24 protein-coding genes and 1 tRNA gene are annotated in these 21059 nt (G+C 39.1%); 8 read left to right on the top strand and 17 right to left on the bottom strand.

Annotated features, from left to right (window positions below; genetic code table 11):
• Positions 1-95: 95 nt before the first annotated feature.
• Positions 96-431 carry a hypothetical protein gene (locus RHO12_10145; GenBank protein WVD65730.1) on the bottom strand — a complete coding sequence of 112 codons (336 nt, stop codon included), beginning with the start codon at positions 429-431 and terminating at the stop codon, positions 96-98.
• A gap of 330 nt (positions 432-761) precedes the next feature.
• Between RHO12_10145 and orn the strand changes: the two genes are divergently transcribed.
• From orn to adhP, 5 genes are all read left to right on the top strand, one after another.
• The gene (gene orn, locus RHO12_10140) at positions 762-1319 is read left to right on the top strand and encodes an oligoribonuclease (protein ID WVD65729.1); all 558 of its coding nucleotides are present in this window, start codon (positions 762-764) and stop codon (positions 1317-1319) included.
• 5 nt (positions 1320-1324) lie between these two features.
• Positions 1325-2599: a lipid IV(A) 3-deoxy-D-manno-octulosonic acid transferase gene (gene waaA / locus RHO12_10135; protein ID WVD65728.1), complete on the top strand. Its 1275-nt coding sequence runs from the start codon at positions 1325-1327 to the stop codon at positions 2597-2599.
• 14 nt (positions 2600-2613) lie between these two features.
• On the top strand, positions 2614-3585 hold the full coding sequence (gene hemH, locus RHO12_10130) for a ferrochelatase (GenBank protein WVD65727.1): 972 nt from the start codon (positions 2614-2616) through the stop codon (positions 3583-3585).
• A 103-nt stretch (positions 3586-3688) separates the two neighbouring features.
• The gene (locus RHO12_10125) at positions 3689-4012 is read left to right on the top strand and encodes a hypothetical protein (protein WVD65726.1); all 324 of its coding nucleotides are present in this window, start codon (positions 3689-3691) and stop codon (positions 4010-4012) included.
• Positions 4013-4147: 135 nt separating this feature from the next.
• Positions 4148-5182 (top strand): alcohol dehydrogenase AdhP, encoded by a 1035-nt coding sequence (gene adhP / locus RHO12_10120; GenBank protein ID WVD65725.1) that lies wholly within the window; start codon positions 4148-4150, stop codon positions 5180-5182.
• A gap of 39 nt (positions 5183-5221) precedes the next feature.
• On the opposite strand, the gene RHO12_10115 is transcribed toward adhP, so the two are convergent.
• From RHO12_10115 to tgt, 9 genes are all read right to left on the bottom strand, one after another.
• Positions 5222-5578: a transcriptional regulator GutM gene (locus RHO12_10115; protein WVD65724.1), complete on the bottom strand. Its 357-nt coding sequence runs from the start codon at positions 5576-5578 to the stop codon at positions 5222-5224.
• A 75-nt stretch (positions 5579-5653) separates the two neighbouring features.
• Positions 5654-6433, bottom strand: a complete 780-nt coding sequence (srlD, locus tag RHO12_10110; protein WVD65723.1) for a sorbitol-6-phosphate dehydrogenase — start codon at positions 6431-6433, stop codon at positions 5654-5656.
• Between the two features lie 50 nt (positions 6434-6483).
• Positions 6484-6852 carry a PTS glucitol/sorbitol transporter subunit IIA gene (locus tag RHO12_10105; protein ID WVD65722.1) on the bottom strand — a complete coding sequence of 123 codons (369 nt, stop codon included), beginning with the start codon at positions 6850-6852 and terminating at the stop codon, positions 6484-6486.
• Between the two features lie 52 nt (positions 6853-6904).
• Positions 6905-7906, bottom strand: a complete 1002-nt coding sequence (locus tag RHO12_10100; protein WVD65721.1) for a PTS glucitol/sorbitol transporter subunit IIB — start codon at positions 7904-7906, stop codon at positions 6905-6907.
• A 14-nt stretch (positions 7907-7920) separates the two neighbouring features.
• Complete coding sequence (gene srlA, locus RHO12_10095; protein WVD65720.1) at positions 7921-8469, bottom strand: glucitol/sorbitol-specific PTS transporter subunit IIC; 549 nt, start codon at positions 8467-8469, stop codon at positions 7921-7923.
• Positions 8470-8819: 350 nt separating this feature from the next.
• Positions 8820-9590, bottom strand: coding sequence for a DNA-binding transcriptional repressor (locus RHO12_10090; GenBank protein ID WVD65719.1), 771 nt, complete (start codon positions 9588-9590; stop codon positions 8820-8822).
• 333 nt (positions 9591-9923) lie between these two features.
• Positions 9924-10586 (bottom strand): fructose-6-phosphate aldolase, encoded by a 663-nt coding sequence (fsa, locus tag RHO12_10085; GenBank protein WVD65718.1) that lies wholly within the window; start codon positions 10584-10586, stop codon positions 9924-9926.
• A 680-nt stretch (positions 10587-11266) separates the two neighbouring features.
• Positions 11267-11343, bottom strand: a tRNA-Pro gene (locus RHO12_10080).
• A 54-nt stretch (positions 11344-11397) separates the two neighbouring features.
• Positions 11398-12537, bottom strand: coding sequence for a tRNA guanosine(34) transglycosylase Tgt (tgt, locus tag RHO12_10075; protein ID WVD65717.1), 1140 nt, complete (start codon positions 12535-12537; stop codon positions 11398-11400).
• A 222-nt stretch (positions 12538-12759) separates the two neighbouring features.
• On the opposite strand from tgt, the gene RHO12_10070 reads away from it, so the two are divergent.
• Positions 12760-13353 (top strand): M48 family metalloprotease, encoded by a 594-nt coding sequence (locus RHO12_10070; protein ID WVD65716.1) that lies wholly within the window; start codon positions 12760-12762, stop codon positions 13351-13353.
• A gap of 78 nt (positions 13354-13431) precedes the next feature.
• The gene (locus RHO12_10065; GenBank protein WVD65715.1) at positions 13432-14178 is read left to right on the top strand and encodes a M48 family metallopeptidase; all 747 of its coding nucleotides are present in this window, start codon (positions 13432-13434) and stop codon (positions 14176-14178) included.
• Positions 14179-14250: 72 nt separating this feature from the next.
• Here the strand turns inward: RHO12_10065 and queA are convergent, their stop codons facing one another.
• On the bottom strand, positions 14251-15282 hold the full coding sequence (gene queA / locus RHO12_10060; GenBank protein ID WVD65714.1) for a tRNA preQ1(34) S-adenosylmethionine ribosyltransferase-isomerase QueA: 1032 nt from the start codon (positions 15280-15282) through the stop codon (positions 14251-14253).
• Positions 15283-15472: 190 nt separating this feature from the next.
• On the opposite strand from queA, the gene RHO12_10055 reads away from it, so the two are divergent.
• Positions 15473-16402: a LysR family transcriptional regulator gene (locus RHO12_10055; protein ID WVD65713.1), complete on the top strand. Its 930-nt coding sequence runs from the start codon at positions 15473-15475 to the stop codon at positions 16400-16402.
• Here RHO12_10055 and mdcH read toward each other — a convergent pair.
• From mdcH to mdcC, 6 genes are all read right to left on the bottom strand, one after another.
• Entirely contained in the window at positions 16399-17340 is a 942-nt protein-coding gene (gene mdcH / locus RHO12_10050) for a malonate decarboxylase subunit epsilon (GenBank protein WVD65712.1), read from the bottom strand. The two genes, RHO12_10055 and mdcH, sit on opposite strands and share 4 nt — an antisense overlap.
• Entirely contained in the window at positions 17340-17960 is a 621-nt protein-coding gene (locus RHO12_10045) for a malonate decarboxylase holo-ACP synthase (GenBank protein WVD65711.1), read from the bottom strand. Before RHO12_10045 ends, mdcH begins: the two co-directional genes overlap by 1 nt.
• A 16-nt stretch (positions 17961-17976) precedes the next feature.
• A complete protein-coding gene (locus tag RHO12_10040) occupies positions 17977-18936 on the bottom strand; it encodes an AEC family transporter (GenBank protein WVD65710.1) in 960 nt (319 codons plus the stop codon).
• Positions 18937-19042: 106 nt separating this feature from the next.
• Positions 19043-19849, bottom strand: a complete 807-nt coding sequence (gene mdcE / locus RHO12_10035) for a biotin-independent malonate decarboxylase subunit gamma (GenBank protein WVD65709.1) — start codon at positions 19847-19849, stop codon at positions 19043-19045.
• Positions 19846-20682, bottom strand: coding sequence for a biotin-independent malonate decarboxylase subunit beta (locus tag RHO12_10030; GenBank protein WVD65708.1), 837 nt, complete (start codon positions 20680-20682; stop codon positions 19846-19848). Before RHO12_10030 ends, mdcE begins: the two co-directional genes overlap by 4 nt.
• The gene (mdcC, locus tag RHO12_10025; GenBank protein WVD65707.1) at positions 20672-20974 is read right to left on the bottom strand and encodes a malonate decarboxylase acyl carrier protein; all 303 of its coding nucleotides are present in this window, start codon (positions 20972-20974) and stop codon (positions 20672-20674) included. The genes RHO12_10030 and mdcC overlap by 11 nt, the downstream gene beginning before the upstream one ends.
• Positions 20975-21059: the final 85 nt, after the last annotated feature.

Below are 21059 nucleotides of genomic sequence, written 5' to 3'. Positions count from 1 at the left end.
ATTGCGGCAAATATTTAACAAAGCTACTATAAATATTAGTAATGCAATAAATATTTGAAGCATAAATATAGACTAATTAGAACTAAATCTAGGCTCTAAATAAAAATAGGACCCGCACGTATACCATTATTAGGTGTCAAGCGGATGGCTGGAATAAAATCATTGTATTGAGTGGGAACAAAAGGTACGTCAACAAGTTGTAGCTGCTCTTTAAATAAGCATACTGGTTGGACTTGTTTATCAGACTGTTGTTCATGTAGGTTTACTATCACTGCCGCAATAGCAATAATGTTTGCTTGCGGCGATTGATTAGCGGGTAATAATCCCCCCTGAGCTGACAAACTAAACGCAGTCGCAAGTACACTAAGCAACAAGTGCGGTAGTGCAATTTTGATTACAAAGCGTTTACTTAATTTTTGCCAACAATTCATCTTAACGGTATTGATAATATTTTATTATGTTAATCTTAACATTATTAATTGAGAAATTGTTATCATATTAGCGTATTTTTTATTTTTTGACTATTTTCTTTTTAAGTAAAGAAATTATCAATATCGATAATAGGTTACATATCATATTTTTATATTAAAAATTCGTTAAAAAATCGATTAAATATTCAATTATAGAATAAATAAAACAGGTAAAAGAACGAGCACGAAGAGAATATATTTATAATTCACCTATTTTATCAATTGATTTTTAAACATTATTCAGTAAATGTGTTAAAATTAACGCAATTACTGTTTAATAAAGTAAAGCTTATGACAACCCAGCCACAGCAAAGTAGAAATAATCTTATCTGGATAGACCTCGAAATGACGGGGCTCGATCCTAATCGCGATCGTATCATCGAAATAGCCACGATTATTACTGACTCAAATCTTAATGTTTTAGCAGAAGGGCCGGTTATTGCGATATCACAACCGGAAACACAGTTAGCTCTGATGGATGAATGGAATGTAGCAACGCATACTGGTACAGGGTTAATTGAACGAGTGAAAAAAAGTACCATTAATGAACAAGACGCTGAGCAACAAACAATAAACTTTATTTCTCAGTGGGTTCCCCAAAACTGCTCACCAATTTGTGGTAACACGATAGGACAAGATAGACGTTTTCTATTTAACTATATGCCTCTTCTAGAGCAATATTTTCACTACCGCTATTTAGATGTTAGCACAGTTAAAGAACTTGCCCGTCGTTGGAAGCCTGAAATATTATCGGGCTTAACTAAACAAGGCACACATCAAGCGCTTGATGATATCAAGGATTCTATCGCTGAATTAGTTTATTATCGAAAACATTTTTTCAAAGAATAATAACGATGCAAGCGGTGTATACTTGTTTACTTTATCTTATTCAACCGTTGGTTTGGTTAAAATTATTATGGCGCAGTCGTAACGCACCTGATTACCGTAAACGCTGGCTTGAGCGTTATGGATTTTGTCTTAATAAAGTAAAACCTAACGGCATTTTAATCCACAGTGTATCAGTAGGAGAAACGATTGCCGCAATTCCACTCATAAAGCAATTACAGCACCGCTATCCTCATTTACCTATTACGGTTACCACAATGACCCCGACGGGGTCTGAACAAGTCAAAAAAGCATTAGCAGATAGCGTTAACCACGTTTATCTTCCTTATGATTTACCTTGTGCATTAAATCGTTTTCTTAATACTTTGCGCCCTAAAATTGTTATTATAATGGAAACAGAACTTTGGCCTAATCTGATTTGTGCGCTCAAGAAAAGGAATATTCCCCTAATTATCGCCAATGCCAGACTTTCGGAGCGATCTGCTAAGGGCTATGCTAAGCTCGGTAAAGCCATCAATCACTTAATGCCTAAAATAACGCATATTGCGGCACAAAACCAATTTGATGCTGATCGCTTTATTAAGCTTGGTTTACCTAAAGAACAGTTAACCGTAACTGGCAGCATTAAGTTTGATATTGAACTGAGCGATGAGCAACAAAAGAAAATAGTAGCATTAAAATCAAGTTGGCGGCTACAAAGACCGGTTTGGATTGCAGCGAGTACCCATCAAGGTGAAGATGAAATTATCTTAGCTACACACCAATCACTACTAAAAATGAGTCCTAACTTGCTTCTCATTTTAGTCCCTCGTCACCCTGAACGTTTTATTGCAGTTGAAAAGCTAATTACTCAATATGGTTTCAATTATCAACTGCGTAGTGATAACCAAATTCCAACCGAACAAACCCAAGTAATTTTGGCTAATACGATGGGGGAATTGATCTTGCTTTATGGCTTAGCGGATATTGCTTTTGTCGGTGGAAGTCTGGTTGAGCGAGGAGGACATAATCCATTAGAACCCGCATTGCATCATTTACCAATTATTATGGGTGAATATTACTTTAACTTTACTGTTATTTGTCAGCAATTAATTGCCGCAAATGGACTATGGCTAAGTCAAGCGAACAGTAGAGATTTATCAGAAAAAGTTTCTCAACTCCTGGCAAATAAAACATTAAAACAAACTATAGGCAAGAATGCTTGGCAAGTATTAAAGCAAAATCAAGGCGCGTTAACACGATTATTAACTGTAATCGACATTGAGTTATCAAAACTGAAATAAAATAGGAGCTGATAATGACCAACAAGCAAGGGATATTGATAGTTAACTTAGGCACGCCAAGTCAGGCCACCCCTGATGCAATTAAAAAGTACCTTGGTGAATTTTTACGCGATCGCCATGTTGTTGATATTTCGCCTTTTGTTTGGTTGCCCATTTTATATGGGATTGTGATCCCCAAACGCTTAAAATATATTACAAAACATTATCAAAAAATTTGGCTAAATGAACAATCACCATTGCTATACTACAGCAAACAACTCTGTCACAAGCTACAAGAATCGCGACCTAATTTACAATGCGAATTAGCGATGAACTATGGAGAGCCAACTCTCGAATCGGCCTTAAATCGTTTAAAACATTGTGACACGATTAACGTCATCAGCATGTATCCACAGTATTCAACTACCACGACATTAGCGGTAATTAATAAAATTAAAAGCTTAACGAAACAATGGTCAGATTCACCTAAAATCAGCTATTTGCATGACTATGCAGATCACCCTGTCTATATTGCGGCTTTAGTACAGCAAATAGATGAGCACATTTGTATTGATCAACCAGATGTACTCATGCTGTCTTATCACGGCATTCCTATCAGCTACATAAAAAAACGTCAAGATGAATATGTCATACGTTGTGAATTAACCACTCAGCTAATTCAGCAAGCTCTTCACCTCTATTATCCTAAGCTTGAGATTATAATGACTTACCAATCGCGCTTTGGTAAAGGTAAATGGACAGAGCCAAATACCAGCGATATACTTATCGAATTAGCGAAAAAAGAGAAATCGGTTACCGTCATATGCCCTGGATTTGCTGTCGATTGCATCGAAACATTGCATGAAATTGATATTGAAAACCGCGAACTCTTTATGCAATATGGTGGTGAACAATTCAATTATATTCCAGCGCTTAATGACTCAACGTTACAAGTTGGATTATTATATACATTACTCGATGATGTACTAAGAAAGCCAACTACTTAAAATTGGCTCACAGCCATAGCTAAGTGCCGTGCTTAAACTAATTCTTAACAAGATAACTAAAAAAATAGCAAAATTATCTAAAAACTAGAGCGGGTAGTGACTAATGAAAACTTTCTTATTTTCCCTAACATTAGGTATTATTTTGGCAACGATAGATATCGTGCCAATGATTATAAAAAAGCTCCCACGATACTCAATTATTGCCTCATTTTTTCACTTTATCATCGCAACGATTGTGATTGTTAATATTAATATTTCCTTTATACCTTGGTGGTTATTAGGCGGCCTGTTGGGATTATGTTTGATACTTCCTATCTTAATTCATGTTGCTCATCACGATAAAAAACCACTACCGATTATTGCCTTTAATGCTATTTTATTTGGTTCTATTGCTAAAATTATGGCCTATTTTTTTTACTCTAGCTAATTTTCAGCATAGGCTTTGTTACTTTTAATAAAAATTTTTTCGCCAAAATGGGGGCTAGCTCAAAGCCTTAATATACTATTTCAGATAATATAATCAACATCTCAAATTTTAACTTTCAATTTTCTAGGAGGTAGCATGAAAGCTGCAGTAATTAGACAAGATAGTAACGGTCAAGTTGAGCTTAAAGATATTCCTGTTCGTCCGTTAGAATCGGGAGAAGCATTAGTTGAAGTAGAATATTGTGGATTATGTCACACAGACCTGCATGTCGCGGCTGGCGATTTTGGCAAAAAACCAGGGCGCGTTATTGGCCATGAAGGGGTAGGGATTGTGGTTAAAATCGCAGATGATGTTAAAAGTTTAAAAATTGGTGATCGCGTTAGTATTGCTTGGTTTTATTCTGGTTGTGGAGTGTGTGAATATTGCATTTCGGGTAATGAAACATTTTGCCGTAGCGCAATAAACTCAGGCTACACTGTCGACGGAGGAATGGCCGAACAATGCATCGTTAAAGCAGACTATGCCGTAAAAGTGCCAGACGGGCTTGATCCGGCGCAAGCAACGAGCGTAACGTGCGCAGGCGTCACAACCTATAAAGGCATCAAAGTCGCTAATACTAAACCGGGCCAGTGGTTAGCGGTATTTGGTATTGGCGGGCTTGGTACCCTTGCGGTCGAATATGGTAAAAATGTATTTAATAATAAAGTGGTGGCAATTAGCAACAGTGATAGCCAACTAGAATTATGTAAAAAACTCGGTGCCGATTTAGTCGTCAATCCTAAAAAAGTTGCGGATGTAGGCGCTTATATCAAAGAACATACGAATGGCGGCGTACATGGCGCAGTTGTAACCTCGGTGACTAAAGTCGGATTTAATCAAGCAATCAATTCAGTGCGTCCATTAGGTCGGGTAGTGGCATTAGGTTTACCATCTGAAACAATGGATCTCAGTATTCCCAAAACAGTATTAGATGGTATCCAAGTACTCGGCTCCTTAGTTGGCACTCGTGAAGACTTAGCAGAAGCATTTCAATTTAGTGCGGAAGGTAAAGTGACCCCAATCGTTGAAAAAAGACCATTTGAAGATATCAATGATATGATTGATGAAATGCGTGCAGGAAAAATACAAGGCCGCATGGTTATTGACATGAAAATGAAAAAACAGAAATAGCCAAAAAAGATAAAAAGGTAAGTTGGTATGCTTACTTTTTTATCTAGCAATTAATGCAGTCATTAACGCATTTTGGCAAGATAATTGCTGTGGAAAGACTGCCTCAGGATTAATTTGACTCAGATGCATACCGTGTAATATATTAATTTTTTTAGGCAGCGAAAATACGGTTAATCCACGCATTAATAATGAATCAACCACATTCTGATGCTCATCAAAAGATAAAGCGATTAATACTCTTGGTTTAAAACGACCATTGCTATTACGCCCAATACCAATATAGCTTCCTTTACGCATTGAAATAAAAGCATGATTAAAACGCTTTACTTGTAGCCAGCCTAACCCTATTTGTAAGATCCAAGCGATTAAAGCAGAAACAATCAACGCCGTTGTCATTATGACTCCCTAGCTTAAAAACGCTTAACAAGGCAGATAATACTATTTAATAATCTTATCTATGGTATTACAGAGTCAAAACATCACCTGCCCACCGGTCACATTAATTGACTGCCCGGTGCAGTACGACGCCTTATCGCTGGCATAAAAAAGCAATATGTTTAAGACATCTTGATACTCGCAACCACGCTTTAATGGCACTTTATCAATATATACTTGCTCAACTTGCGATTCATCAATACCTAGCTTTTTAGCATATTGGGGGAGTAATGACTGGAACATCGGTGACTTTAACAAATTACCCAACATCAAAGAATTAACGGTGATCCCGTGCTCAGCTAAATCCAGTGCAAGGGATTGCGTCAAACCCACACCACCAAATTTTGCCGCACTATAACCTGAATTATGCTTACTCCCTACTTTACCCGATTTTGAATTAATTTGAATAATGCGCCCAGCATTGTTGTGTTTAATCATTAATTTCGCCATCTCCCTTGCACATAAGAAATAACCCGTTAAGTTAACATTTACTGATAAGTTAAAATCAGCTAGCTTAAAATCAGTAATTGGACTAGCTTTCGCAATACCTGCACTATAAACCATAAGATTTAGCTGTTTAAATTGTCGTTCAATATCTATTGCCAAATTAATAACACTCTCTTCATTTGTTGCATCGACTTTAAAGCCTTTAGCACTACCTATACCGTGCTTTTTATTAATTTCATCAGCAATTTTATTTGCATTTTCAATATTGAGATCAGCAACGGCAACTTGATAATCCGCATCAGCGAGCCCTTGACACAAAAAAGCCCCTAACGTTTGTCCCCCACCTACAACCACAGCAACTTGTTTCATATGTTTCACCTTCTAGTAAGTAATTAGTTAATTTTAATAAACCGTGATCATCAATTCGCAACAATAATAATTGAGTCGCCAATTTTTAAACCTGTTGGCGCTTGACCAATAACATGGATGCTACCTGCTAGCTCTGCTTGTCTTTTGCCATCAAAGCGAACCGTAATATGGCCTAATTCACGAAAATTAGTTGTTGCGACCTCACCAATAGCCGTAATGAGGTAGCTAAAATCACCAAATTTGATAGTTTGCCCTATTGCTAAATTCGTGGTTAGCTCGCCGTGAGAATGGATACAACAATAATCAGCGAGCTCGCTAGGTGCGCCTTGTTTAAACGTAATAAGTATTCCATCCGCTAAAACATCTGCGACAAAATCACCAATACCTAAGATAATAGAGCGGTAAATAATATTGTTCATAATGTTAAATCCTGCTATTTGCTAGATATCTAAACTCAGCCACAGTTAATCGTTATTGATAAATAAAAAACGAAACAGCCCATGCAATCAATACTGTTGGCGCCCCAGTTAAAAAACGGCTGACAAGAACAGAAGGAACACCTACACGCACAGTATCTTGCTTAGCTTCGGCCAGTGACAAACCGACAGGAATAAAATCACAAGACGCTTGCGCGTTAATCGCAAATAATGCCGGTAATGCTAAATAAGGGGGAACGTTACCTAAACCAATTTGCACGCCAACTAAAGTACCAATTACTTGAGCAATGACAGCTCCAGGACCTAAAAATGGCGACAGCAGAGGGAATGAGCAGATTAAGGCTAAAATCACTAATCCAATCGGATTATTTGCTAACGGCACTAAGCCATGAGCGACTAAATCGCCTAAACCTGAGGCAATAATAATGCCAATTAAAGCCGACACAAAAGCCATAAAAGGTAAAATGGTCTTTAAGACGGTATCAATCGTATCGCGTCCAGCTTGGAAGAAAATAGCGACTCCCGCCCCCATGCCAATACCAATTTTGGCTAATAATCCATCGCTTTGTTCACTAATTTTTTTAGTTGTATCATAATCACGATGAATAGTTTTAACATCATTAACTGCATGATCTTGGGCGGCTAAACTCTCGCTATTATTAGCTCGAGCATCAAGCAATACAATATTGTCAGGTTTGACGCCAGACACGTAAATATCCTCAACAATATATTGTGCTAATGGACCTGATTTACCGGTTGCATGAATATTAAGTGTCGGTATCTTGCTTTTAGGATAAATACCACACCGTAGCGTCCCACCACAATCAATCACCGCGATACCAATTTCGTCCTTAGCTGGTTCGCCATCTTTAAAACCATCAATTGCTTGCCATCCAGTTAATGCAACTAATTTGTCAACAACTGCAGGTCTTGTTCCTGCAGCAATATAAACTATTTTTTTACCTTCAATTATCGGTAATTCAAGAGGACCTCCCCAACCTGCATCCCCTTTTTCAATGCGGATATATTTAGTCATGATTATCGCTCCAGCTAAAGATGAACGTTTCGATCTAACATGATCGCCATTTTTTTCTCAAAAATAGCCGTCGTAAGATCGGTTATCCAACCACGAAAAAAGTTAGTCACTAATCCGACTAAAAAATAACTTACCGCCAGTGGTCCTAATGGTAAACCTAATGTAGTTAAGCCCGATGCGATCCCCAAATAAACAAATAGCTCACCAGGGTTTACATGAGGAAATAGTCCATTCATCGAATGGCAACTATAAGAGGCAGACGCATAATAACTGGGCTTATAAAATTCCGGTAAAAAACGCCCTAAACTCAAGGTCATAGGATTACAAAAAACAAACGTTCCAATAAGTGGTAAGACTAAATAACGTAGAATAGGATTACTTGCACAAGCTTGGGCCAAGCGCTCGATACGATGTTGACCAATTAACTTAATCATCGCATTCATCACAACTAATAGTGAAATTAATAAAGGTAAAATTCCCGTAACCATACCGACAAAAACATTACCCCCCTCTTGAAATAGGCCGATAAACCATTCAGCACCATATGAAATTGCATCAATCATGTCCTCTCCTGTTAGCTTAATAATATTTATACCGATAAGACGAAGAGGATAATAACAATAGGTTTAAATGATTTCTTTTAACTAGATCACAATTCAAGAAATATCTTTCATTTTGAAAGATATTTCTTTCTTAAAGAATAATAAAAAGATCAGTTTAAAATAAAATAAATCATTTTTAATAAAGATGGTAGCTATCTATTATGCATAGGGCTAAAATTAATAAGATGAATAATTTCAATTAATTGAATGGAGGGGAAGTGACTGAATTTAACCCGCTAGGGGCTATTTTAGTCTATAAATAGCGGTATCGATGATACAAAAACAGCACACACAAGACGATAGCGTCACAACTAAGCGTCAACCAAAATGACCTTAATGCCGAGTTTAATTAATGCATTGTAGTATTTAACATCTAATTCGCTATCGGTAATGATTGTATCAACTGTTTTTAAAGGGCATACCACATTGGGACTTCGTCGGCCAAATTTTGATGAATCAACTAAAAGAATTAATTTCGCAGCAGCTTTACACATAGCGACGCTACCATCATAACTCTCATTAAAAGTCGTTACGCCTCCAGCAAGATCAACGCCATCTGCTCCCATAAAAAGCTTATCAAAAGAATAATAATTAAGTGACGCATCAGCTAATTTATTATTACTGTGAAATGAAGCTGATTTGCGGCGATAGTGCCCACCCATCAAAATAATTGTTTGATTATTATCGAAACTGACTAGCTCATTAACCATATGTAGACTATTGGTCATAATTGTCAGATTCTGAAATTTAGTTAGCATTGGGATCATTTGTGCAACAGTGCTACCGGCATCAAAAATAAGTGAATCACCTTCATGAATAAGTTTGGCAGCCTCTTGCGCAATATTTTTCTTTTTAGCAATATTAATAAATGTTTTATGATCAACGGGCTGATCACCAATCTCCTTATTTAACATAACTCCGCCATAAGTACGAATAACCATATTATTTTCAGCAAGTTGAACAAGATCTTTACGAATTGTGGTACCCGTTGTTTGAAACTTATCACTTAGCACATCCACTGTTGCATGGCCATTGACCTGGAGGAAATCAAGAATTGCGGCTTGTCGCTCTTTTACTTTCATAATAATTTACTTATCTCATTTGGTTTTACTCAAACATACTTACAAATAAAGACAGCTAAAAAACCTATCTACAATAGCGCTATTGCATAATTTGTAAGGATCAGAAGCGGATTAATTATAATTTATAAGATAGCTGATTTCATAACAAAATAAAACTTCTTTCAAAATGAACGTTCTAATTTTAAATAAAAAAATATAAATGGGTTAAGTTAGACGAGCATTAACGCTAGCAATATTCTAACGGGGCGAGCATAACAGCTAACAACCTAATAATGGGTATCAGCCATTATTAGACCTAGTTAGTTACCAATGACTGTTAGTTATAACCTATAACTAAAAAGTTAATTTACCAAATGCTGTTTGCCAATCATCTTCAAATTTACGGATTGCGGCATCAACAGCAGGATCAGCAATAAATAATTCAGCAACATCAACAGGTAAGGTGATCGCTTCGCAACCCGCCAATAAACAATCCAGTGCTTGTCTTGGCGTTCGAAAGCTCGCCGCCAAAATCATCGACGATGGCGCATGCAATGCAAGTAGCCTTTGTAGTTCGCTCACTACTTCAATACCACTACCGCTTTGAGCATCAATACGATTGACGTAAGGTGCCACATACTTTGCCCCCGCTAACACGGACAATAGCCCTTGTGCTGCGCCATATACAGCGGTACCAAGTGTGGTAATGCCTTGCTCAGTTAACGCTTTGATCGCAATCAAGCCTTGCGCCGTAACGGGTACTTTAACCACTAATGATGGGAATCGCTTGGTTAGTTCTTCTGCTTCTTTAATCATGCCTTGTGCATTGTTAGCAATCACCTGAGCAAATAATTGCCCATCGGGGCCAATAACAGCTTGGAGCTCAGCTAACACATCAAAAAGCGGTTTTTTCTCTTTTGCAACGATGCTAGGGTTAGTTGTAACCCCTTTAACAGGAAGGATTGAGTGCAAACGTTCTACCGCATTCACATCGGCGGTATCTAAATAAATTTCCATAATCTCTCCAAATTTAACTTTCGTTCGAAAATAATTATAGTTTAAAAAGAAAATATTATTGGCTTGTTTTTATGAAATATGAGCGAGATCACAAATAATTATGCTGTTTTGTGGATTTGAATCTATTGCGATAGTAATGTCAGCTCGATGATTAGAGCGAGCCAACATCGGATAGAGAGATGATTAACCTTGTCAGTATTTAATGGATAAGCATGAATTTGACTAAACTTAAATGAATCTATCGATCGACAAAATTATTAACACCTTTATTAATGGATCCAATACCGATCATCACTGCTATTTTTCAAACCATAACTCGATGCCGATACCAACACTTGCTTATCAAGTTAATTTTCCCGTTTAGAAATCACAATCGATGGCAGCCAAGACATATTTGGCAAGCAACAATAGGTGTAAAAAACCGACTTTCGTCGGTTTCTCAAATATATAAACAGCGTCCTGCTGTTTACCCTTCGGGCTGTTGCTAAAGCAACATTCAAATTTATTCCCGATAAATTAGTGGTCGGCGAGAGAGGATTGACTCGTATCATCCATGATACTCGCCCTACGGCAGCCATTTGGCTGTGCAAATCGTTCCTACGATTTGTCAACCTCCTCGGAGGTTCGAACCTCATAAACTTCAGGCGTAAAAAAACCGACTTTCGTCGGTTTCTCAAATATGGTCGGCGAGAGAGGATTCGAACCTCCGACCCACTGGTCCCAAACCAGTTGCGCTACCAAGCTGCGCTACTCGCCGTTAGGATGCGAATAATACTGCGCTATTGCTTTGCTGTCAAGCGCCTAATCAAAATTATCTTACTTGCAATGGTGCAGGTTTTTTGCCAATACGCTGATAAAACTCGCTCACAAACTCTTCATAGCGCCCATCAGCAATTGCTTGACGGATTTCAGCCATTAAACGTTGGTAATAACGTAGATTATGGATAGTGTTAAGCCTTGCGCCTAAGATTTCACCACACTTATCTAAATGGTGTAAGTAAGACTTAGTATAGTTTTTACAAGTATAGCAATCACACTGCGGATCTAATGGCGAAGTGTCATCGCGGTATTTGGCATTGCGGATTTTAATTACGCCATCCGTGACGAATAAGTGGCCATTACGCGCATTACGCGTTGGCATTACACAATCAAACATATCAATGCCACGGCGCACACCTTCAACTAAATCTTCAGGTTTACCTACCCCCATTAAATAACGAGGCTTATCTTGAGGCAGCTGCGGGCAGGTTCCTTCTAAAATGCGGTGCATATCCTCTTTAGGTTCGCCAACCGCAAGCCCACCGATCGCGTAACCATCAAAACCGATTGCCGTTAATCCTTTGATCGAAATGTCGCGCAGCTCTTGATGAACGCCACCTTGTACAATACCAAATAACGCATTTTGATTATTAAGTTCATCAAAGCGCACACGGCTACGCTGCGCCCATCGTAATGACATCTCCATTGAGCGTTTAACATAGTCCCACTCAGCAGGATACGGCGCACACTCATCAAAAATCATCACAATATCTGAGCCTAAATCATATTGAATTTCCATGGAGATTTCTGGTGATAAAAAGATAGCATCACCATTAATCGGATTACGAAAATGGACACCTTCTTCTTTAATTTTACGAATATCACCAAGGCTAAACACCTGAAAGCCACCTGAATCAGTAAGAATTGGACCATGCCACTGCATAAAATCATGCAAATCACCATGTTGGCGCATAACCTCTTGACCGGGTCTTAACCATAAATGGAAGGTATTGCCTAATAAGATTTGCGCCCCGGTAGCAGCGACTTCCTCCGGTGTCATCCCTTTCACCGTGCCATAAGTACCAACCGGCATAAACGCCGGCGTTTCAACGGTATATGGAGTACCTCTCCGGTCAAACTTCATCCGCCCACGACGAGCAAGTCCATCAGTACTCTCTAATTCAAATTTCATATATGTATAATACCTCTAGCAACCAAATAAACAGTTTGACGCTTTATGTTAATATGCAAAACCTTTTCAACCAAAAGGCTAACGCGTAATTTTGCTGGCTATGATAACATAGCTAGATAGTGAAATAAAAAAATGTTACGCGCTTAAATGTTCAAGATGAGAAAAACGCTAATTATACTTTGTACTTTATTGTTATTTACTGGATGTCAGCACGCGCATAGAGTGAAAAAGCTTAATCATCAACAGCTTATTGGCTTAAATAATGAACAAATTATCTTACTTAATCAGCAACGCTGCCAGCACCAAGATAGCTATGAGATAAAGGTCAAGCAATCGCATCCTCTGCAACAATATCTAGCTCAATTAATCCAACCGTTTCCATCCACTTTAAATGGTAAAGTATTCAATTATCAGATCTACTTCAACAGCCAACCTAACGCTTGGTCATCACTAAATGGTTGCATACGCATAAACAGTGGCTTACTCAAAATACTTAACGAGCCTGAAATTCAAGCAGTTATCGCCCATGAAATTGGCCATATAGTTTTAGACCATTCAATTAGCCAATTTCATCATGCTCAATCCGCAGAAATTAAAAATAATGGTGAGATCGTCTTATTTGTCCCACAGTCGCTTGCCAGGCAACAAGAGATCGACGCCGATAGTTATGCTATCGATTTACTTAAACAACTGAATATCAATCCTAATGTTCTAATAAACATGCTTGATAAACTGAGTGATAGCCAAAAACCACAAAGTAATTCTCATCCAACGATAATGATCCGTAAAAGTAATTTAATAAATAAAATTAATTAGGTAAGATATCTCCCCACATACGCACGTATAAAAATTTTTAATCGAAATCATCCTCAAATGCAACAAAGGAATAACATAATGAAACTAAAATTAGTCACCGTGACAATGCTGATGGGTACTTTGGTTGGATGCCAGATGGACACTAACAATATGCTTAATCTAGGTATGCAATCCGCGCAAATTGCCTCATTAAGTGATAGCGATGTCAAAGCATTAAGCGATAAGTCCTGTGCACAAATGGATGCTGAAGCAAAAATTGCCGCAACCAATAATGCCTATACCACTCGGCTAAATAAAATTACCAAAGCACTCGGTAATGAGATCAATGGAACCAAAGTTAACTATAAAGTCTATTTAACTAATGATGTCAATGCGTGGGCAATGGCAAATGGTTGCGTACGCGTTTATAGTGGATTAATGGATAAAATGACCGATAACGAAATCCAAGGTGTACTTGGTCATGAATTGGGTCATGTTGCGCTGGGTCATAGCAAAAAAGCGATGCAAGTAAGCTATGGCACCCAATTAGCTAGAGGGGCAATAGCCGCATCGACCAATAGCACGATAGCCAACCTAACCCAATCTCAGTTGGGCGATCTGACGGAAGGCATTATAAATGCACAATTTTCACAAAAACAAGAATCTCAAGCGGATAATTACTCTTTTGATTTCTTAGTTAAAAAAGGCATCAACCCATTAGGAATTGCGACTGCCTTTGAAAAACTAGGCGGAGGGGAAGCCTCGCTATTAAGCACTCACCCAGCATCAAGCGATCGGGCTAAAAATATCCGCGATAAAATCGCTAAACTAAATCAAACTAAATAAAATATACGTTCAAGTTAACCGATTTAAATAGCGGTTAACTTGAACGTAATACCTCATTTTAAAGTGACTAATTCAGTATTGCCGAGTAATAAACATCGCATCGCCATAACTAAAAAAGCGTAGCTGATGTTGCACCGCAAAATGGTAGGCGTTCATCACATGCTCATAACCGGCAAATGCCGACACTAGCATAATCAACGTTGATTCAGGTAAATGAAAATTAGTAATTAAAACATCGATTACCTTAAACTGATAGCCAGGGTAAATAAAAATCCGTGTATCAGCAAAAAATGGTTCAATTGTCCCGCGTTGTTGTGCTGCACTTTCTAATGCTCTGACCGATGTCGTGCCGACCGCCACGACCCGATTACCACGCGCTTTACAAGCTTGCACGGCATCAACGACATCTTGCGACACTTGGGCATACTCTGCATGCATAACATGATTTTCAATGGTATCAACGCGTACAGGTTGGAATGTCCCCGCTCCGACATGCAAAGTAACAAAAGCAAACTCAATACCTTTTTGCTTTAAAGCATCAAGCAGTGGCTGATCGAAATGTAGCCCTGCCGTTGGTGCGGCAACTGCGCCAGGAACTTTATTATAAACCGTCTGGTAGACTTCTCTGTCTTGTTCTTCATCAGGTCTATCAATATAAGGAGGAAGAGGAATATGACCAATCTTATCAAGAATAGTTAATACATCACTTGGAAACTGCAACTCAAACAAGCTCTCATGCCGAGCTAACATCACGACAGCAACATCGCTCTGCTCACCTAATAAAAGCGTTGTCCCTTCTTTAGGCGCCTTGGAGGATTTTACATGAGCAAGAACGCGATTATTATCCAAAATGCGCTCAATAAGCATCTCGACTTTACCGCCAGAGGCTTTTTGTCCATACAATCGTGCAGGGATCACGCGGGTATTATTAAATACTAACAAATCACCCGGATTTAATTTTTGTAGCACGTCAGTAAACATACCTGACGTTATCTCGCCAGTATTGCCATCTAATCCCAACAGCTTACACTGACTGCGAACTTGGGTAGGGTAACGTGCAATTAACTCATCGGGTAATTCAAAGGCAAAATCGGATAGCTGCATAATCAATCAAATACTCTTAATAGAAATAGATACACTAAAAATAGCCTAGTCTAATAAGCTCGCTAAATATGTGCAAGTGCTTTTATGTCTACTAGCGGGAGTTGTGTTAATAAAGGCCATAGGCTATTATTAGCAACATAAACAAAGGTATACCCAAGATATAGTAAAATAGAGCTGGCTTAATAACGCGATGAAACACAATAATATTACTTTAAAAAAATTACAAATCTTCCTTGTATTTATGTCGAAGGGCAATATTAGTTTAGCCGCGGAAGAGCTAGATTTAAGTAGCGTTAGTGTTCATCGAGCCTTGCACTCACTAGAAGAAGAAATGAATTGTCCTTTATTTAGTCATAAAGGACGAAATTTAGAGCCGATTATTTCTGCTTATAAATTTAAAGAGTACGCTGAGCGCATTTTAGAGCTAGCCGATGAAGCCATTAACCAAACTCGTTTAGCCGCTGGCATTGATCAACGAAAATTGAAAATCGGTGCCCTTTACTCACTCACCGCGGATATTTTGCCTGAGCTGATTATGGACTTTAAACTGCGCAAACCCAATACGGAAATTGATCTCAGCATGGGATCAAACCACGCACTGTTAGCCAGCCTAGAAAACAACGAACTTGATGCTATTTTCATTGAGATCACTCAAGATAAAATTGATCATAACCAATTTGAACATCTCCCCATTTTTAGTGATGAGCTCTTTATCGCAGGTCCAATTGATAGCCCATTATTAAACCAATCAACAGTTAACCTAAATGATTTAAAGGGGAAAAGCTTTGTTGGCTTAAATAAAGGATTTGCCACTTATCATAGTTTCCAACAAGCCTTTGCAAACGTTGACTATACCCCCAATATCACCATATACGTCAATGATATTTTTTCACTCATTAACTTGGTTTGTGGCGGTATGGGTTATAGTTTATTACCTGGCAGAATGAAAACCTTCTATCAAGACAAACTAAAAATGGTCCGAATTGAGCAAAAAAACCCTGTCATTCAAACCATTGGTTTAGTTTTTGCTAAAAATAGAGAGCATGACCCCAATCTTTTATCGCTACTGGCCTCAAGCCGTATGTACACAATTAACCATGCCAGCATGAAAAAAAGCTAGCAATAATCTTCACTTTTTTGTAACACCCGAGCGAGAGCAACAACGGAAGAGATGCCATTTTTACAAACAGATACCGCTTCCCCGCCATCTAATGCTTTTTTAGTTAACCCAGTTAAAACCGCGCCCGGTGGCATTTCAATTGCCAGCTTAATTGCACGTTCGTTTGCGGCAACCATTGCATCATACCAATGAACAGGGCGGCACATATTAAAGGCTAAATCATCAGCAATTTTATTCGGCTCGCTAATAACCCGTGCAGTGCTACCACTCAAATAACGCAGTGTTGGCCTTTTAAATTCAACGCGCTTAATCGCGTGGTGTAACTGATTCGCCGGATCGGTTAATAATTGACAATGAGAAGGAACGCTCACCGCTAACTTTGTCACTTTTGCCGCTCCTTGCGCTAATGCAAGCTGAGCAACCTTTTGCATTGCAGGCTCACTACCCGAAATAACAAACTGCTTTTCATCATTAAAATTAGCTAAATACACGGGTTGTGTATCACTATTTACGCTATTAACAATCTTTTCAACTTGGGGGGCAAATAACCCTTGAATTGACGTCATACCGTAGTCAGTTGGGTAAGCGTCTTCCATCAACGATCCTCGTAATGAGACTAATTTTACCGCATCAGTAAAGCTAAGCGCACCAGCAACAACAGCAGCAGGAAAGGCACCGATCGACAGTCCACTAACCATATCGGCCACCACGCCTTCAGCTTGCAGTAAAGAGGCATACACGACACCAACAATCAAATCACACAGCTGCACCGCTCGTGTTTTTTGTAACGCCTGATTGCTATCTAATAACAGCACATCTTCATTTAGTGCTTGATTGGCTTGAGTTAACAACCGAGTAGTTAATTGGGTTTGCGGTAAATGGTGTAACATACCGACTGTTTGCGTACCTTGTCCTGGGAATGTAAATAATATTTTCATTATATTTTCCTCGATATCGCCCAAGGATTTTTCGTCATAATAGGGCCATATGGCGTCTTTAACATGACATTATTGTCTCTAACATACTCCTTTAATGCAAACGCACCTTGCGGCGTCTCTATTTGTGCATCAATTTTGCAAGGTAACGAGCTCAATAGCTCGGATAACTGGATAAAACTATCTCGATTTTTTGCACAAGGACAACGAAATAGTAAATCTAAATCGCTCTGTTCATTCATCACTATCCTATCAGTCACTAATTGATATGCCGTACTGCCAGTAACGCCCCATTGCCATGCCATGTTTATATCGATTAAACATTGCAAAGCATCAAGTGCAGCGAATGATGAACGCTTAATATTATGCTGATAATCGCGGATGACCTCTTCGGGTGTAATACGCTTAGTAATATCAGCATAACGAACTTTTGCCGCTAGGCGCTGCGAGCGAGTAATGCCTCGGATCCCAATCGGGATCCAATCAACTGGCAACGCCTCACGACGGACAACAACGGGATCTAAGGTGATATCTTGCTGAATAAACCATTCGGGCAAATCCCCATCAATAACCAAGGCATCGTCTCGGCTTATCCAAAGCAAATCATGTGCATTGATATTCACCCCAGTCCCCTATTATTTATAGACCAGATGTTAATGTAATAAATAATGGCAATGTAACAATACACAGAATAGAACTAATCAATAACGTCGCTTCTGCATCAGCTGACTGCACCCCGAAGCGATTGCCAAATACCACACCAAAAAAACCAGCAGAAAGTGCAAGCATTAGGATAGCGGTAATCGCTAAACTACCATGTAAACCTAATACTAAAACGATCCCCCAGGCTAAAAATGGTTGGATTAATAGTTTGGTAATGCACGATAAAGAGACCGCAAAATTAAGTTTCAATTTACGCGCAGATAGGATTAAACCAGTTAAAAATAGTGCTGATGCTGTTGCCGCTAAACCTAATGGTTTAATCGCGATTAATACAATTTCAGGCATTTTAATGCCAATTGCCGATAAAACAACACCAAGTAATGGTCCCCAAACGATCGGTTTAGTCACTGCGCGCCAAAGTAGAATAGGTAACATTGATAGTGATGAACCCGTTGCAGTACCATTTTCATGGGCTTTTTCTCGCTCTAAAATTAATAAACAAATCGGCGTTAGTAGTACAGAGCCGCAGGCGATAGAAATAGCAACGGATAATGAAACAGCGGTATTTTCACCCACCACACTCCCTAAAATAGGCAAACCTAAGGCCGCATAGTTAGGTAAGGCAACCGTAAGGGTCAATACTGCAGATTCTTTAGCAGATTTATTAAATACTTTAGTACAGGTAAAGTAGATTGCAGCAAACGTAATCCACATCCCCACCGCCAGCACCACAATTAAATACCACTGCCCTACAATACCTGCCCATGGCGTTTGCACTGTTGCACTAAATAGCGCAGCAGGTAGAGCAAAATCCATTACAAAAATATTTAAGAGTGAGACATTTTTATTATCAACCATGCCACGCTTACCGGCAAAAAAGCCAAGTAACATAATAATAAAGATTGGCGCTAGCGCCTTAATAATGACATAAGCCATATCGGAACCTCATATTGACGATGATATCGTCTATTAAAATAATAATGATAGTATTGAAGTTAACGGGTATTACGAGTAGTTAACTTAAACGGATCACAGCAAAAAATTACCACTCAGCGCGCATGCGTTCTCTAACAAGTAAAGAGGCATGACGATCTTGGGCATGTAAACGATTTTGTAGATAGACACCATCGTTTAATACTTCTTTAATTGCATTGCCAATTGTTGCTTTGACTAATTCAACTTCATTAGTATCGGGTTGTTCAACATTGCCAATTTTTAATAATTTATATAACAAACCTAATTTATTATAATTTTCAATGTCATATGCCATTGGTGGAATAGTTGCAGCAAGTTTTTCTAATGCATCCACACTACGTAAAGTAATGCGCGCCGCGGCCTCTTTCCCCATCGCATGGATCATTACTTTGGCATCATCGAAGGCAATTAAACGGTTAGCTTGATAGCCGTGAGCTAAAAAAGCACCCGACATCGCTTTACCAACGATCAAACCAATAACCGGATGACCCGCTAAACGTGCATCGGCATAGGCACTCGCTGCCCCAGCTAACGCTTGATGAATAGCAAACGCTTCTTCCCGACGACCATAGGCTTGACTTGCAACATCAATAATCGCCACGATAACTCGTTTATCGTGTTTAGTTTTATCTTGCTCGATGACTTCGCGAACAACTTTAGCGAGTGTCCAGCCTTCCAGTAGTCCAACTTCACCTTGTCTTGCCCGAGGATAAGCGTTATTAGCATCAGGTACCACCGCAATAAAACGCGCTAATTTCCCCTCTATTTCGCCATCTGCGGCTTTAACTGAGGCGCATAGATTTGGACATAATGTCGCTTTTTCAGTTAGCAATGAAAACCAATAATCTCCACGACTCAATGCTGTTTTACTCATTGATTATCTCCTCTAACAAATAGCTTTTTAGCCGATTCGCCATCAACTTGATTTTGCGTATCAACGGACGTCAATTTATGCAAATAATAGTCATACTGCTCTGAACGAAATGTTGCTGGTACGCCTTTATTTAGGCAGCTTTTCATGGCTTGTTTTACTTGCTCAATTGAATCACTGACCAGTTCATCGACAAATCCAGTTTGATAACGAACTTCGCCCCCAGTCATACTCCAAATAAAAGGACGGTTACGTGAGTTATACTCTTCAATACCCGCTTCTTGTTCAATGACCTGTGGGCCATTTAAGCCTAAACGCGCCTCACGAGTTGCAATTAGATAACTACATAATCCAGCAGCAATCGACATCCCACCAAAACACCCAACTGTTCCGGCGCTAATCCCAACAACGGGAACATAACGGCGTAAATCGGCAATTGCGGCATGAATATCGGCAATCGCCGCTAGCCCTAAATTGGCTTCCTGTAGACGAACACCACCGGTTTCCAGTAGTACAACGGCTTGAGTTAACTTACCTTGACGACAATCTTCGGCGGCAAGTTCTAACGCAGCTGCCATTTTGGCGCCAGAAACTTCCCCCATACTGCCACCTTGGAACACACCTTCAATGGCAACCACAACGCTTGGCTTACCATCAATGGCGCCCTTAGCGATAACCATACCATCGTCAAATTCGGGGACAATGCCCTGCTTTTCAAGCCACGGTGAGGTGATTTTTTCAAATGGGCCTAATAATTCACGAAACGTTCCGGCATCTAAAAGATTTAATGCCCGTTTACGAGCGCTGAGCTCAATAAAGCTACCATTATTTTGCATGCTTAGCCTCCTCAAAAACTTGTTCAATACGCAACTTAGCAACACCTGGCGTAGCAGAAAAATCATTAATTTCAAGTGTACCCATTGGTAAACGTTGCAGTAATGCTAAACGCTCAAAAAAGCGCGTCCAAAGTAATTTACTGCCATCTACTGACGTTTTAATAACAATACTTAGCGTGTTTTGATCATGGGGCACAAACATTGCCTCAAGATCGCCTGAACCGACAACACCCGCTAATGCTTTGTTAGCTAGCTTTTCAGTTGCAGGATAACTTAATTCGATTCGTTCCATAATATCCTCTTATTTCTCATAGGTTGATTAATCAGTCACGGTTGTGCAATCAAGTAATAACATCGTGGCGCATAAATTCGCCGCT

Source organism: Orbaceae bacterium lpD02 (assembly GCA_036251875.1).
In the GTDB taxonomy this organism is placed as follows: Bacteria; Pseudomonadota; Gammaproteobacteria; order Enterobacterales; family Orbaceae; genus Orbus; species Orbus sturtevantii.
This window is presented reverse-complemented; position numbering and strand designations above follow the sequence as displayed.

What these genes read in the sequence shown, in the direction of transcription:
- RHO12_10145 (WVD65730.1), bottom strand. Translation starts at nt 431, where the DNA reads ATGAATTGTTGGCAAAAATTAAGTAAACGCTTTGTAATCAAAATTGCA.
- orn (WVD65729.1), top strand. Translation starts at nt 762, where the DNA reads ATGACAACCCAGCCACAGCAAAGTAGAAATAATCTTATCTGGATAGAC.
- waaA (WVD65728.1), top strand. Translation starts at nt 1,325, where the DNA reads ATGCAAGCGGTGTATACTTGTTTACTTTATCTTATTCAACCGTTGGTT.
- hemH (WVD65727.1), top strand. Translation starts at nt 2,614, where the DNA reads ATGACCAACAAGCAAGGGATATTGATAGTTAACTTAGGCACGCCAAGT.
- RHO12_10125 (WVD65726.1), top strand. Translation starts at nt 3,689, where the DNA reads ATGAAAACTTTCTTATTTTCCCTAACATTAGGTATTATTTTGGCAACG.
- adhP (WVD65725.1), top strand. Translation starts at nt 4,148, where the DNA reads ATGAAAGCTGCAGTAATTAGACAAGATAGTAACGGTCAAGTTGAGCTT.
- RHO12_10115 (WVD65724.1), bottom strand. Translation starts at nt 5,578, where the DNA reads ATGACAACGGCGTTGATTGTTTCTGCTTTAATCGCTTGGATCTTACAA.
- srlD (WVD65723.1), bottom strand. Translation starts at nt 6,433, where the DNA reads ATGAAACAAGTTGCTGTGGTTGTAGGTGGGGGACAAACGTTAGGGGCT.
- RHO12_10105 (WVD65722.1), bottom strand. Translation starts at nt 6,852, where the DNA reads ATGAACAATATTATTTACCGCTCTATTATCTTAGGTATTGGTGATTTT.
- RHO12_10100 (WVD65721.1), bottom strand. Translation starts at nt 7,906, where the DNA reads ATGACTAAATATATCCGCATTGAAAAAGGGGATGCAGGTTGGGGAGGT.
- srlA (WVD65720.1), bottom strand. Translation starts at nt 8,469, where the DNA reads ATGATTGATGCAATTTCATATGGTGCTGAATGGTTTATCGGCCTATTT.
- RHO12_10090 (WVD65719.1), bottom strand. Translation starts at nt 9,590, where the DNA reads ATGAAAGTAAAAGAGCGACAAGCCGCAATTCTTGATTTCCTCCAGGTC.
- fsa (WVD65718.1), bottom strand. Translation starts at nt 10,586, where the DNA reads ATGGAAATTTATTTAGATACCGCCGATGTGAATGCGGTAGAACGTTTG.
- tgt (WVD65717.1), bottom strand. Translation starts at nt 12,537, where the DNA reads ATGAAATTTGAATTAGAGAGTACTGATGGACTTGCTCGTCGTGGGCGG.
- RHO12_10065 (WVD65715.1), top strand. Translation starts at nt 13,432, where the DNA reads ATGAAACTAAAATTAGTCACCGTGACAATGCTGATGGGTACTTTGGTT.
- queA (WVD65714.1), bottom strand. Translation starts at nt 15,282, where the DNA reads ATGCAGCTATCCGATTTTGCCTTTGAATTACCCGATGAGTTAATTGCA.
- RHO12_10055 (WVD65713.1), top strand. Translation starts at nt 15,473, where the DNA reads ATGAAACACAATAATATTACTTTAAAAAAATTACAAATCTTCCTTGTA.
- mdcH (WVD65712.1), bottom strand. Translation starts at nt 17,340, where the DNA reads ATGAAAATATTATTTACATTCCCAGGACAAGGTACGCAAACAGTCGGT.
- RHO12_10040 (WVD65710.1), bottom strand. Translation starts at nt 18,936, where the DNA reads ATGGCTTATGTCATTATTAAGGCGCTAGCGCCAATCTTTATTATTATG.
- mdcE (WVD65709.1), bottom strand. Translation starts at nt 19,849, where the DNA reads ATGAGTAAAACAGCATTGAGTCGTGGAGATTATTGGTTTTCATTGCTA.
- RHO12_10030 (WVD65708.1), bottom strand. Translation starts at nt 20,682, where the DNA reads ATGCAAAATAATGGTAGCTTTATTGAGCTCAGCGCTCGTAAACGGGCA.
- mdcC (WVD65707.1), bottom strand. Translation starts at nt 20,974, where the DNA reads ATGGAACGAATCGAATTAAGTTATCCTGCAACTGAAAAGCTAGCTAAC.